Origin of the sequence: Micromonospora arida, assembly GCF_042873195.1 — a bacterium.
Lineage (GTDB): Bacteria > Actinomycetota > Actinomycetes > Mycobacteriales > Micromonosporaceae > Micromonospora > Micromonospora arida.
The window spans coordinates 52,446-66,565 of sequence record NZ_JBIALC010000010.1 but is presented as its reverse complement, the minus strand read 5'-3'; the positions used below and the strand labels follow the sequence as shown (position 1 = coordinate 66,565).

General features: G+C 72.8%; 7 protein-coding genes and 1 tRNA gene. 1 reads left to right on the top strand and 7 read right to left on the bottom strand.

All coding sequences use genetic code 11. The annotated features are described in order from the left end of the window. Positions 1 to 155 precede the first annotated feature (155 nt). The 5 genes from ACFYP0_RS25440 to ACFYP0_RS25420 all read right to left on the bottom strand — a co-directional run bounded on the left by ACFYP0_RS25440 (position 156) and on the right by ACFYP0_RS25420 (position 10,384). The gene (locus ACFYP0_RS25440) at positions 156 to 2,510 is read right to left on the bottom strand and encodes a DUF3488 and transglutaminase-like domain-containing protein (RefSeq protein WP_386997833.1); all 2,355 of its coding nucleotides are present in this window, start codon (positions 2,508 to 2,510) and stop codon (positions 156 to 158) included. Continuing rightward, positions 2,504 to 3,676, bottom strand: coding sequence for a DUF58 domain-containing protein (locus ACFYP0_RS25435; protein ID WP_386997831.1), 1,173 nt, complete (start codon positions 3,674 to 3,676; stop codon positions 2,504 to 2,506). Before ACFYP0_RS25435 ends, ACFYP0_RS25440 begins: the two co-directional genes overlap by 7 nt. Before the next feature lie 14 nt (positions 3,677 to 3,690). Beyond that, on the bottom strand, positions 3,691 to 4,686 hold the full coding sequence (locus tag ACFYP0_RS25430; protein WP_112583044.1) for an AAA family ATPase: 996 nt from the start codon (positions 4,684 to 4,686) through the stop codon (positions 3,691 to 3,693). A 27-nt stretch (positions 4,687 to 4,713) separates the two neighbouring features. Beyond that, entirely contained in the window at positions 4,714 to 7,329 is a 2,616-nt protein-coding gene (locus tag ACFYP0_RS25425; RefSeq protein ID WP_244219239.1) for a fibronectin type III domain-containing protein, read from the bottom strand. 193 nt (positions 7,330 to 7,522) lie between these two features. Further along, positions 7,523 to 10,384, bottom strand: a complete 2,862-nt coding sequence (locus ACFYP0_RS25420) for a tetratricopeptide repeat protein (RefSeq protein ID WP_386997828.1) — start codon at positions 10,382 to 10,384, stop codon at positions 7,523 to 7,525. A 231-nt stretch (positions 10,385 to 10,615) separates the two neighbouring features. On the opposite strand from ACFYP0_RS25420, the gene ACFYP0_RS25415 reads away from it, so the two are divergent. Continuing rightward, a tRNA-Leu gene (locus ACFYP0_RS25415) sits at positions 10,616 to 10,699 on the top strand. 19 nt (positions 10,700 to 10,718) lie between these two features. Here the strand turns inward: ACFYP0_RS25415 and ACFYP0_RS25410 are convergent. Together ACFYP0_RS25410 and ACFYP0_RS25405 are read right to left on the bottom strand one after the other, a co-directional pair. Further along, positions 10,719 to 12,119, bottom strand: a complete 1,401-nt coding sequence (locus tag ACFYP0_RS25410; protein ID WP_386997826.1) for a recombinase family protein — start codon at positions 12,117 to 12,119, stop codon at positions 10,719 to 10,721. Positions 12,120 to 12,941: 822 nt separating this feature from the next. Next, positions 12,942 to 14,120, bottom strand: coding sequence for an IS701 family transposase (locus ACFYP0_RS25405; RefSeq protein WP_386997824.1), 1,179 nt, complete (start codon positions 14,118 to 14,120; stop codon positions 12,942 to 12,944).

Sequence of the window (14,120 nt, the reverse complement as noted above, 5' to 3'; positions counted from 1 at the left end):
GGCAACCCCCGCGCCAGCGTGTTTCGCCCCCGCCCCCGCCCCCGCCCCCGCCCCCGCCCCCGCCCCCGCCCCCCGGAGGGCCATCGCTGACCCTGCCGTCGGTGATCAAGAAGTTTGTGTCAGAAGTAGGCCCGCAGCCGACGCAAAGCTCTTGATCACCGCGGGGAGCGGCGGGCGTGGCGCAGGGGAGTGGGGTGCATGGACCAGAGCAGGCGGCGCCACCAGGGGCGGGCGGAGCGGAGGGTGGTCACGTAGGCGGTGGCCACCTCAGCGGCGCGAGCCGCCTGGTCGGGTGTTGCGGCGCCGGGCGCGAAGCCCACCTGGTTGAGCAGGGCGGCCAGTTCGTCGACGGCCGGGCTGGACGCGTCTGCCTGCGCCGTGCCGCTGGGCGCGACAGCGCCCGGGTCACCGACCGCGCCACCTCCTGTCCGGCCCAGGCGGGCGTCGGCGAGGGTTCGGCGGGCGTGCCCGGCGATCTCGGTGGCGGCCAGGTCGTCTCCGACCGGTCTCCCGGCCAGCCGGAGCGCGTCGGTGACCTCCCGCCAGGCGCCGGCGATGCGCTGGCCGGGGTCGCCCCGCACGAGCCGGCTGCGGGTGAGGGAGCGGCGCATCGCCAGCAGGGTGAGCAGGAGTGCCCCCACCACCAGCAGCAGGCTGGCGCTGCCGCCGGCGACCAGCACCGGCGTGGAGACCCCGTCGTTGCCGGGCGGGGCGTCGGCGGCGGTCGCCGGGTCCGGTGAGGCGCTGGGCTCGGCGGTCGGTGCCGGCGCCTCCGAGGGCGGCGGGTCCTCCGGGGTCGGGCGGAAGTCCTCCTCCACCGGTCGCGGCTCGTTGTCGGGGCGGGGCAGCGGGTCGAACGACACCCAACCCAGCCCGTCGAAGAGCACCTCCGGCCAGGCGTACGCGTCACCGGCCAGCACCGGGCCCTGCCCGCTGGTCCGGAAGCCCACCACCACCCGCGTGGGCAGCCCGGAGAGCCGGCCGAGGACCGCGAACGCCGCCGCGAACTGCTCCGAGGTGCCCTCCTGCCCGCCGCCGTTGCGCGGCCCGAACAGGAAGAAACCCAGGTTCGGGTACGCGTGCCCGCTCGGGGCGTCCGCCACCACCCGGTAGTGCTCGGCCAGGAACTGCTCGATCGCCGACGCGCGCGCGAACGGGGCGCCGTTTTCCTCGGCGAGTTGGGTGGCCAGCCGGCGCATCGGGTCGGGCACCCCGTCCGCGACCCGCAGCACCCGGGCCACCTCGTCGCCGGCGGGCACGTTCGCGCTGGCCAACAGGTTCGAGTCGGGGCGTTCCTCGGCGGAGGTCACCGTGTACCGCAGCCCCGGCGTCAGCCCTTCCGGCCGGATCAGCGTCCCGCTCGCCGGGTCGTACGCCACCCGTGCCCCACTGACCTCCCGGGGCGTCGCCACGGCGGGCAGCAGCCGACCGCTCAACTCGGCCACGCTGATCTGCTGCCGGACCGTCTGCACCGTGCTGTCCCGGGCCGCGGTCGCGGCCGGCAGGATCCGCCCGGCGTTGCGGTACGTCGCGCCGACCCGCCAGGTCACCCCGTCGTAGTCGCTGAGCACCGCCAACCGGATCCGCACACTGCGCGTGGCGTCCGCCGCCGGGTCGGCCTCGGGCGGGGCGTCGGCGGGCGGTGCGGCGGGGCGTTGCGTGCTCACGTCGAGGAGCTTCTGCTCCGGGTGCAGAGCCCAGCCGGAGATCCGGATCAACGGGTTCTCGTCGAGCGTCTGCACCTGCGGCGGCTCCACGTACCGGCGTGGGTCCACCGGCCGGCCGTCGACCTGCTCCGCGACGACCGGACCGAGCAATGCCACCAGCCCGACCACCAGGGCCACCCCGAGTGCCGCGCTGGTGGCCAGCCGCAGTCGCACCGCCGCGCGTACCCGAGGGGTCAGCTCGGCGGTCGGATCGCCGCCGCCGGGCGCGGTCCGGGTGGGGGTGGCCAGGCCGAGGGCCGCGACCGCGACGAACGCCAGGGTCGACCCCAGCGCCGGTTCGGCGTTCGGGCCGACCACGTAGAGGGCGGCGGCGTAGAGCCCCGCCGCCGGCAGGTAACCCAGCAGCACCCGGCCGGTGCGCAGCGCCACCTCCGCGCCGGTCAGCCCGGCCAGCCAGGCCGCGACGACCGGCACCAGCACCGTGTCCGGTGTGGGCTCCACCGGGATCATCGCGGTGAGCAGCCGGGGGATGCCGTTACGGGCGGCGTCCGCGGTGACCTCCAGCAGGCCGCCGGGCAACTCGGCGCGGGTGGCGGCCAGCCGCAGCGACCACAGTGTCCATCCGGCCATCGCGGCCACCGACACCGGCGCCACCAGCCAGGACGGCACCCGCCGGGCGGCCACGCTGACCAGCACCGAACCCGCCGCCGCGCCGACGACCAGCCAGGTCAGCAGGCCACCGGCGTACACCCGGCCGAGCACGACCCCGGCGAGCGCCGTCAGCCCGATCAGCGCCAGCGGCAGGACCGCCGCCCGCAGCACCCGTACGGCGCCCGTCACCACCGGCGTACCCCGTCCCACTCGGCGGCGAACTGCGCGCCGTCCGCCGCGTCGACGACCACCAGGCCGGCGGCGCCCGGCGGCGTCGGCTCGGCCGCGCCGAACACCCCGACCACCACCGACGGGTACGCCCCGCGCAGCGCCCCGACGTGCCCCAGCTCGTCGCGGCCACCCGGCCCGGTCAGGAAGATCAACGTGTCGCCGAGCCGGTCCTGCCGCAGCCGGGTGGTGGCCGCCCGCACCGCGTCACCGGCGGCGGACAGGTCGGCGGCAGCGAGCCGGTCCAGCGGCCCGAGCGCGCCGTCGGCCTCGCCGTCGGGCGTCGTGACCTCCGCCGGCTCCGCGTCGGCCAACAGCAACAGCACCGGCAGGTCGGCGCGGTGCGCGGCGGTGACGATCGACGCCGCCGCCTCGCAGGCCGACTCGAACGACTCCGCCACACCGCCGACCCGCTGCGGGTGCGCGGCGATGCGGTTGTCCAGCAGGACGACCAGGCGCGGCAGGCTGGTGTCCACGTTCTCCCGCACCATCAGCTCACCCACCCGGGCGCTGGTGCGCCAGTGCACCCGGCGCAGCTCGTCGCCGACCACGTACTCCCGCAGCGAGTCGAACGTGATCGACCCGTGCGGGACCCCGTCCACCCGGCCGTCGAGGCTGCGTCCCGCGCCCCGGGGCACCGCCGTCAGCGGATGGATCCGGGGGTGCACCCAGACCGGCACCGCCGCGCCGTACGGGCGGGCCAGCGCCACCAACCCCAGCGGGTCGCGCCGGGTCACCCGCAGCGGACCGACCGGCACCACCCCACGACGGTCGGTCGGCACGTCGTAGCGGACCTCGGTGTCCCGGCCGGGCCGCAGGCGCAGCACGGGCACCGGCACAGTCCGCTGCCCGCACCGGTCCTCGGCCAGCAGGTTCGCCGAGCGCAGCCGCCCGGTGTTGCGCACGGTCAACGTCATGCTCGCCGGCTCGCCGCGCGCAACCCGGTCCGGGTCCGCGCGGCGGGTCACCGTCAGCCGGGGCCGCCAGGCCGCGACCAGCGCGGCGTAGCCGACGGCCGCGCCGGCCGCCGCGCCGAGCAGCGTCAACTCGGGGTACGCGAACCGGAAACCCACCCCTGACAGCACCACGGCGGCAACGAGCAGCCCGACCCCACGGGCGGTGATCCCCATCGCGCTGCTGCCGGTCAGCCCTGCACCGGAGCGGGTTGCCCCGACGGCAGCGGCACCGGCACCGAGGCGACGGCCTGGCGCAGCACCTCCGCAGGGGTCATCCCGCGCACCTGGGCGTCCGGGGTGAGCAGCAGCCGATGCGCGAACACCGCCTCGACGAGCGCCTTCAGATCCTCCGGCATGATCCAGCCCCGCCCGTCGATGAGCGCATACGCGCACGCCGCGCGGGTCAACGCGATCACGCCCCGGGGGCTGACCCCGACGCGTACCTGCGGGTGGGTGCGGGTGGCCGCGGCCAACCGGACCGCGTACGCGTAGAGCGGCTCGGCGATGTGCACCCGGCGGGCCATCCGGACCATCTCGCCGACGGTGGCGGTGTCGGTGACCGGCGCGAGCGCCTCGGGGGACCGCACGGTCGCCCCGCGCAGCACCTCGACCTCGACGGCCTCGTCCGGGTACCCGACGGAGAGCTTCACCAGGAAACGATCCAACTGCGCCTCGGGCAGCCGGTAGGTGCCGTCCATCTCCACCGGGTTCTGGGTGGCGACCACCAGGAACGGCGACGGCACCGGGTGCCGGACCCCGTCCACCGTGACCGTCCGTTCCTCCATCACCTCCAGCAGCGCCGACTGGGTCTTCGGCGACGCCCGGTTGATCTCGTCGGCGATGACGATGTTGGCGAAGACCGGCCCCGGATGGAACTCGAAGTCCCGGGTCGCCTGGTTGAAGATCGTCACGCCGGACACGTCCGAGGGGAGCAGGTCGGGTGTGAACTGGATGCGCCGCCACTCGCCCTTCACCGTGGCGGCGATGGCCCGTGCCAGGGTCGTCTTACCGACCCCGGGCACGTCCTCCAGCAGCACGTGACCCTGGGCGAAGAGCGCGGTCAGTGCCAGCCGCACCACCTGCGGCTTGCCGAGCACCACCGCGTTGACGTTCTCGGCCAGCCGGGCGGCCAGGGCGGCGAAGCCCTGCACCTCCGGCTGAGTGAGCGGCTCGTGGGTGTTCACGGTCGGTGGTGCTCCTCGCCTGGTGTTTCAGCAGGTGGGCAGGACCTTGATGTCATCGCCGCCCTCCAGGTTGAGCCAGGCCCAGGGGATGTAGTTCTTCCCCTTGAACTCGACCTGCACCCACCAGTTGCTCTGCTTCTGGTTGTTGTAGATCCACGAGTCGACGTTCTCGCCCGACTTCTTGCAGTACGCCTTGAGCCGGCTGCCGGGCTTGGCCCAGCCGGCCTGCTGGTCGTTGTCCTGCCGCGTGACCTTGAAGACCTCGTTGCCGTTGCGACCGTCGACTTCCTTGTCGCAGTAGGTCCGCTGGTCACCGTCGGGCCCGTTGTTGCAGGTCGCGATCCCGAACATCGGCTGGGTTGCCTGCGCCTTCTTCGCGGTGCCCTTGCCGGCGGCGTTGCTCGCCGTCACCGTGAACGTGTAGTCGGTGCCCGGCGTCAGGCCCGTCATCGTGATGCTGGAGCACGCCCCGGTCTTCGCCGGTTCGCCCGTCGTGGTCAGCGTGCAGGTGGCCTGACCGCCACCGGCGTCCACTGTGAAGGTGACCGTCGCCCCGGTGGCCGTCGACGACGAGCCGGTCACCGTGACCCGTGGCTCGGCCACCGTGCGGGCGGTGGCGGTGGCCTCCGGGCCCGGCCCCGCCTCGTTGACCGCCTTCACCTTCACCGTGACGTTCTGGCCGTTGCCCAGCCCGGTGACGGTCGTGCGGGTGTCGGTCACCTCGCTCACCCGCCCACCGACGTCCACCAGGTACTTCGTCACCGGCCGACCGTTGGCCTCGGCCGGCGCCCACTGCACCGTCACCGCGCCCGGCTGGTTGGCGACGGTGCCGGCGCGCAGGTCGAGCGGCCGACCGGGCGCGGCGAAGGGCACCACCGTGTTGCTGACCGGGGAAGCCGCCGACCCGGCGCCCTTGCTGTTGACCGCCACCACCGTGAACGCGTACTGGGTGCCGAACTCCAGCTCACCGGCGGGCACCACCAGCTCCGTCCTGGTCGACTCGCCGGCCGGCGCGTTCGTCCCCGCCGAACTGGCCGTCACCGCGTACCTCGCGATGGTGTTGCCCTGCCCGTTCGCCGCCGGCCACTTGACCAGCACCGTGCCGTCCGGCCGTTCCTGCGCGGTGACGCTCGCCGGTGGGTCGGGCACCGCGGCGGTCGGCGTCACCGGGTTGCTGTTGCGCGGTGGGCCGTCGCCCTTGGCGTTGACGGCGTGCACCGCGAACCGGTACGTCTCGCCGTTGGTCAGGCCCTTGACCTCCACCGCACGCTGGTTGGCGCCCACCTCCAGGCGCTGCCCGGCGCCCTGCACCACGTACTTGATGATCTCGGCGCCGTTGGCGGCGGCCGGGCGCCAACTCACCCGCGCCTGGGCGTTGCCGGCGGCGGCGGTGACGCTGCGCGGCGCGCTCGGCTTGCCCACCCGCGGCTTCTTCGGCGGAGGCGGCGGTGGGGGAACCGGCGGCGGGTCACCGCCGAGCACGTCGTTGGCGTACTTGTTGACCTCGCGCACCTGGTGCTTGTCGTCCACGACCCGGGCGGTCGCCGAGTCGGGGGAGTTGATGAACAGGTGGTTCTCCCGGACCTCCAGCTCCAGCGGCCCGTTGGCCCGCCCGCGGATGGTCTCGACCAGCTGACCCGCCGCGTCGAAGGAGTAGATGGTGCCGGTGGCCTCGTCGGCGCAGTAGAACCGGTTCGCCCAGGCCACCGCCGGGCTGAGCCGATCCCCCTCACCCGGCACGGTGAACCCGCTCTCCTGCCCACCGTCACCCACCAGCAGCACCCGCCGATCGGCGGTCACCGTGACCGGCACCCGTGGGCCGCTGGTGCGCGCGGGCAGCGCCGCCGGGCCGGACAGCGTCAGCGCCGTCGGGTGCACCTCACCGCCCTGCACCCGCACCAGCTTCCCGGCCGTCCGGTCGAGCACCGCCACCCCGTCGTCCAGGGTGGAGACGACCAGCTCGTGGCTGGCGTCGGCGACGTCGTACGACTCGACCCGCTGCGGGCTGAGCCCGGCACTGGCTGTCGCCGGCGCGGACGGCAGCTTGGCCGCGGTGATCGCCGAGACGGTGCCCTGGCTGGGCACCGCGATCCAGAGCCGACCCTTACCGTCGAAGGTGCCGCCGGTGATGCCCGGCGGATAGCGCACCGGCTCGCCGACCGGGGTCAACGATCGCGGGTCGAGCTGCCGGACGATGCCCTGCACGGCGTCGACGACGAACGCCGCGTCCTCGTGCAGGGCGACACTCACGCCCAGGCCAGGGGTGGTCCGGGTGGTCGCGCTGAGCTGGAGGGTGGCCAGATCCAGGGAGCTGACCTGCCCGGTCTGCAGGTCGCGCAGGATCAGCAGCCGGTCGGTCTGGGTGATCTGCATCGGATGCTGCCGGGCAGCGGGGATCTCGGTGCGGGTGTCCACCCGGGCGGTGACCCCGTTGACCCGGGCCAGCTCGCTGCGCGCCGCGCTCCACAGCCAGGAACTCGCGTCGTAGTTGGCCACCGCGTTGTCCGCCGCGCCCAACCCGAGGACGGTCAGCCCCATGGCGGCCAACAGCGCGGCCACCGTGCCGACGGTCACCAGCCCGCCGCGCAGCCGGGACCGGGAGCGGGGGGCCTCGGACTGTACGGCGTCGTCGATGCTGGCCACAGCCGGCTGCCTCCCCTGAGTCGTGGCAGGTGGCGCGCCTTCCGGCGACCCCTCCCCTGAGCCGGGTGCCATCATATGGCGCTGGTGGTGGCGGGGGAACCCGCACCGTCACCCCTGTGGATACCGAGCGTGTGCGTTGTGGACGTCCAGCTCAGCCCGGTTTCCGCTCGACTCGGCGCGGTTTCGGCTCGACTCAGCGCGGCGACGGTCGGCCGGAGGGCTCCTCGCTTTGTGTGGCTCGGCGCTCCCGCGCGGTGCAGACCTGCCCGGAAGTCGCAAAGCTGTCAGTGGAGTAGACCGCCAACACGGTGAAACAGTGATCCACTCGGGAGTTCAACCCGTTGACCGTGTAGCTGGTCCGGCCCGGGTCCACGGTGGCGATCACGCCCAGGGCCTGCCCGGCCCTGCCCGCGGCGACCATGAACGGCACCGCGCCACCGGTCGGGTCCGTCCAGGTCAACGTGATCGTGGTCGAATCGTCGCGCAGCTCCAGGTCGCCCGGCGGAAGCCCGGCCGTCGTCGGTGCCGCCGCCGTCGGCGCGGTCCCGGTCGGCGGCGGATCGTCGCGGGTCAGCATCACCGCACCCAGGCCGGCCACCGCCACGACGGCCACCCCGGCCGCCACGACCGCACCTATCAGCGCCGCCCGGTTCCGGCCCGTCGACCCACCCTCATCGGCGTACGCCGGCCGGTACGCGTCCGGCGCCGGGTGGTACTGCTGACCCGGGTACGGCGCGTGGTGCTGGTCCTGGGTCGGGTACGGCGCCTGGGGCGGCTGGTGGTGGTACTGCTGGGCCGGTGGCGGTGCGGCCGGCGGCGCCAGCGTCGGGTCGGCGCTGACGGACGGGGGCCAGGCCGGCTGTGCAGCGGGGTTCGGCTGCGCGGCGCTGGGGCTTGCCGGGGCGAGGCTCGGGTTTACCTGGGCGAGGCTCGGGTTTGCCTGGGCGGTGGGGTTCGCCTGCGCGGCGGCGGGCCAGCCCGGACTGGTCTCAACTTTGGTCGGGCCGCCCTGCGCCGGTATGGACGGCAACACCACGGTCTGGTCGGACAACGCGCCAGGGGTCCGCTGAGTGGGCGCCACCGGGGCGTCGAGGATGCCCAGGCCGGAGTCACCGTCCGCACCGGTACCGCCCGCGTCCATCATGGTCCGCCCGGCCGCCGGGGCCTGTCCGGCGGTGGCGGCCTGCGCAGCGGTAGTGGTCTGGGCGGGGGAGGCGGCGTCTGGATTTGGCAAGGGCTGCGGTGGGGCGCTGCTGCTCCAGGGCGGTGCGGTCAACCCCCAGGGCGGCACGGGTGGTGCGCTCACCGGAGGCGCGGAGACGGGTGGTCCGTAGGGCGGCCCCGAGACGGGCGGCCCGAAACCGGGTGGTGCGGACACCGGGTAGGTGTGCCCGGGTGGTGCGGACACGGGTTGGCCGTAGCCGGGAGGCCCGGACACGGGTTGGCCGTAGCCGGGCGGTGCGGACACCGGGTAGCTCTGCCCGGGGGGTGCGGACACGGGTTGGCCGTAGCCGGGCGGTCCGGACACGGGGTAGCCCTGACCGGGGGGTGCGGAGACGGGCTGACCGGGTGGTCCGGAGATGGTTGGGCCATAGCCGGGTGGTGCGGAGACCGGGTACGGCTGGGCCGGTGGTCCCGAGACCGGGTACGGCTGGCTGGGGGGAGCGGAGATCGGGGGCGGGGTCACCGGGGGTGCGCTGATGGGCTGGGCCGGTGGTCCGCTCACCGGGTACGCCGGCCCCGGGTGGGCAACGGCCGGGGAAGGGCTGCCCGATGATGTCGCCTCGGTGCCGGACACGTTGTGCGATTCGCTCGGCGTGGTCGGCTGGGTGGCGGCTCGGGCGGCCTCGTCGGCGAGCAGCGGCTCGATCTGCCGTACCCGGATCGTGGGGTTGTCCCAGCGGGGTGCCGGCACGGCCGGTGTTGCCGGCGGGGCGGTCGGGGTCGACGGCGGGGGGACCACCGGCGGGGTCGCGTGGCCACCAACCCGTTGACGCGGTGCCACGGCCGGGCCGGACGGCGGTCGGTCTGGTGACCGCTGCCCGGCCGGCGTCGTCGGCTGGCCTTCAGCCCTCGGCCGGGGCATCGGGCCGGCAGCCGGCCGGGACGGTCCGGGCGGTTGCTCATCCGGGCGTTGACGGCGTGGCATCGCACGCTCGGGTGGTTGTTCATCGGTGCGCGGAAGTGGTGGATGCGCGTTCGTGGGGGGTTGCCCGCTGACGCCCGAGCCGAGCGACATCGCATTCGCCGCCAGTGGCGCGTCGGCCCGCGGGCGGGGCGGCGTCGCGGGTCGGGGTGCGGCCGCCGGCGGGCCGGGCTGCGCTGGCGCGATCGAGGGAACTGCCGGCTGAACGGGCGTCGCCCGAGGAACTGGGACCGGTGCCGGGGTGGCGTGGCCGGGCGACGTGGGTGTGGCTGGTGCGCGTACCCCTGGAGGGGTTTGTCGGGGCGTGGCCGGCGGTTGCGGCGCCCAGGGTGAGACGGTGTTGGCGGAGGGCCGCATCGCGGCGAGGGTCGCCAGCGACAGGGTCGGGCCGGAGAGCGCCGACCGGGCACCGGGCTCGGTCACCGGGCCGACCGGGACCGGACCGGGCTTCGGCGCGGGGTGCTGCTCGCCCGGCGTCGACGGGGGTGGGCCGAGGTAGTCGCGGGCTGCGCGTACCGCCGGGTGGTTCTCCCCCAGCGCAGCGGGACCGGCGGTGGCGACGCGGGTGTAGTTGCGGCGGGCCTCGTGCCGGTTGCCGAGCTCCTCCGCCACCTCGGCGAGCTCGAATGCGAGCGCGAGCATCAGCGGGTCGGAGTGCTCCCAGCGCCGCTCGCCCGCCGCGAACGCCTCCTCCAACACCCGGCGGGCTGCGAGCGGGTCGTCCCCCTCGCGGTGCAGCCGTGCCAGCAGGTGTGTGGTGTGCAGCACCTCGGGATGGTCGTCACCGTACGGCGGGGGAGCGGATTCGACGGCCTCCGCGAGCAGTTGCCGGGCGGCGCTGAGGTCGCCCGCGGCGCGCAGGGCGAGGGCTCGGTGCTGGGCGGCTGCCAAGGGGGAGGGATGGGACACGTGGCAATGCTGCCGTCAGAGGGCCGCCGGACGCTACCCGGACACGCCCCGACGGTGTGTCGGCGCGGCCGTTTGAGGCGGCTTGAGCAGCGGCGAGAGCGCCGGGAGAGAGGCGCCGGAAGGCGATGTGCATGATCCACCGGCGGCGTGTACAGTAACTCCCCGTGCGGCCCGCTGTGCCGACCACCGGATGAAAGATCATCTGGTCGGCGAGGTAGGCTGAACGTGTAGGTCCGGGTGGCGGAATGGCAGACGCGCTAGCTTGAGGTGCTAGTACCCGTATAGGGTGTGGGGGTTCAAGTCCCCCCTCGGACACATCATTACCACATATTGATCATGATCCGCGCAGGTTGGCCTGCGCGGATCTTTCTGTGGTTGGTGTGCAATGCTCCTGGTCGCAGACGATGGTGATCTTCCTCTTGTGCAGGAGTGCGACCAGGTCACGTGGAGTCTGGATCCCGCTGGGCAGGCGGGGATGGTCGGCGAGTCTTGCGATGATGTGGTCTTCCCTGACGTAGAGGATCTTGCGTCGACGGTCGGTGGGCTGTTGAGTGCTGGTGTGGCCGTGGCGGCATCGGTAACCGGGGCGTTGGTTGATCCAGTGAGATTCCAATCTTCGGCCGCATAGTCCGCAGCGCAGTAGGCCGGTGAAGAGGTAGCGGCGGGTGGTGCCGTCGTGGGCGCTCCGGTGGGAGCGGATGGCCTGGACGGCGACGAAGTCCTGCTCACTGACCAGCGCGGTGTGGGCCCGTTGCGTGGAGACCACCCAGTCCACGGTCGGGTTCCGCCGGATCGGTTCTCGCTGCGAGCGGCTAGCGTCGGCGTCGGTGTGCGCGGGTTGCCGGTTCCAGACCTGCCGACCCGTGTAACGAGGGTTGGCGAGGATCGCCGCGACCGTTCGCAGGGTCCACCGGTCGCCACTGCGGTGTGGATTGCGGTCGGGATCGACGCCCGACGGGCACGGTATCCCGGCGTGGTTGAGGGCGCGCGCCATGCTGGCGAGACTCTGGCCGTCCAGGCGTTGGGCGAACATCCACCGCACGTGTCCGGCCGTGGCCGGATCCGGTTCGAGGCGTTGAAGCCGGCGACCCCAGCGCGCCTGGGCGGCGTTCGGATGGGGGCCGGCGTCCGCGAGTCGGTAGCCGTAGGGCGGCCGGCCTCCGAGATACCGTCCCTGCTCCCGCGCTTGGGCCCGCATCGCCGTGACGACCCGGAACCGGGCGCGCTGCACCTCACGTTTCGACTGGGCGCCCAGCATCATGATCAGCGCCTGGTGGGTCGGATCATGGTGATCGACAGGCCCGTCCGTCTCGGGCAGCCACAGCTGCACAGCGTGCTGTTCGAGCACCGGCGCCAGGTGCTGCAGCTGATTGGCGGAGAACGCCCGCTCGTACTCGCCGACCACAATCGCGTCGAACCCGCGATCTGGGTCGTCGAGCGCGGCCAGCAGCGCGGCGGCCTGCGGGCGCTGCCGCCAACCGCGGCGGCGAGAGCAGCCGACATCGAAGTACTCGGCGACGATCACGCCGTGAGCGGCGACGAGTTCAGTGGCGCAGTCCCGTTGCCAGTGCCGGGAGGTCACCCGGTCCTGGTGCTCGGCGGTCGACATCCGACCGTAGAACGCAAACCGCAGACCACCCCGCCGTTCGGTAGGCAGCTGCGGGTCGGCCCGCGGCTGCCCGTTGAGCCATCGAGTCAGGGGATCCTCGAGATCGTCACGCTGGTTGTCCGACACGCCGATATTTCTACGAAGGATCTTCGCAGTCGAGTCGGACAAGCAGTCCGCTCGCGCTGGTCGAAGGACTGTCGGGCCGCTTGGTGGCAGTCGGTCTGTGCACTGTGTTGGCATACCGAGCATCCGCTCGACCGACGGGGACAATGCGTGACGCGCGGTTAGCGGCCTATCCGCGCACGTCAGCCGGCGGTGCGCGAGCTCTCTCCGAAAATCTCGCCGAGGTGATACCTGGCTTTGTTGAGATTCAGCGTCGCAGCGACTGACCAGTCCTCATCCACGATCAGACGCGCCAGGCGCAGACGTGCGCGAGGGGTCAAAGCAGCACTAGCGTGGGACATGAAGGCCTCCTGGTTGGCGGAGCGGTTCCTCGACAGCTCCACTCCGCAACCGGAGGCCTTCACCTACCTACGACATCAAACCGTGTCGTCACACAACCTCAACCAACCTCCCCGGACAGCACACCTAGACGAGTAAGTCCTAACTCAAGACGGGCTGTGGCCTGCGGCGAAGGGCGCGGTCATCCACTTTGGTCGCCCGCCATCTCGATGTGCTGGTGAGCGGTATACCTCAGAGGTATGAATATGACTCTGAGGTATACCGCTTACGACCGTGTCTGCCCCCACGGAGGTGACCGAGGGTCACCTCCGGCCGCCGGCTGCGCGCACCGCCCCAGCAAGGGTTAGGAATTACTCGTCTAGTACTCCAGCCGCACTTGATGGAGTTGGAGTCTTCGCTGGTAGTGGGCTGTTTTGGCGCGGTACTGGTGTCGGCGTCGCCATCGTGACCATCGATGGATGTGGTCGATGGGTCGGGTGGTGGTGATCAGGTGTGCCAGGAGACGTCGGACCTCGCCGAGGGTGAGCGGAATGAGGCCGTCCTGGTCGGGTTCGGTGCCCCCTTTTTGGCGTGGGCGGCCGTGACGGCGAGGTAGGCGTGGGCGCACAGAACGAGTGTTATGTGGCGGTACCACGCGTCGTAGCGACGCACCTGGTAGTGATCCAGGCCGACTTCGGTCTTGGCGGTCTGGAAGCACTCCTCGATCGCCCACCGGGTTCCGGCGATGCGGATGAGGGTCTCGTCGCTGGTGTCGGCGGGGCCGAAGCACAGGTAGTAGGCCAGGTCGGTGGGGTTGGTGATGCTGCGGCGGATCAGCAGCCAGTGGCCGTGCCCGTGGATGGTGCCGGGTAGGGAGGCTACCGCCCAGTCGTAGAGTCGCGGTCCTTTGGCGCCGGCGCCGCAACTGCGCCGCTTCCACGCCAGGGCCGGCGCGTTGGCGGCGAGGACGTCCGGGCGGGAACTGCCAGTCGTGGTCGGGATCCGTTGGTTGCGGGGCACGGCAAGCACGTAGCCCATCCGGTGCTGCTGCAGGCAGGTGCGGAACTTGGAGTCCTGTCCGTAGGCCTCGTCCGCGGTGACCCACCTCGCCGGCAGGCCGGCGGTGATGGCGCGTTCGAGCATCCGCAGGGCCAGTGCGGGTTTCGTGGCGAACCCGATGTTCGCTGCGATGCCGGCCTCCTCGCGGCGGGCGGGGTCATCGCACCAGCCGCGGGGCAGATACAACTCCCGGTCAATCAGCGTGCGCCCGGCCGGGCTGGCATAGGCCAGGAACACTCCGAGCTGGCAGTTCTCCGTCCGCCCGGCAGTGCCCGAGTACTGACGCTGCACCCCGGCGGACTTGATGCCCTTCTTCAGGAAACCGGTCTCGTCGACGATCAGCACCCCGTCGCCGTGACCGAGGTGCTCAGACACGTAAGCGAACAGGTCATCGCGGACCGCGTCCGGGTCCCACGCCGACCGGTTGAGCAGCCGCTGCATCCGATCCGGCGTCGCATCGCCGGCAGCCTCGGCCAAGGTCCAACCATTCTTGCTGGCCAGGGGCGACAACAACCCCACCAGGTAGGTCAGCGCCTGCCGGCGCGGCTCCGCGCGCCCGAACCGGTGCGCGAACCGCGCCAGCAGATCATCCAGACCCGCCCGCCAGCCCACAATCTCATCGATCAA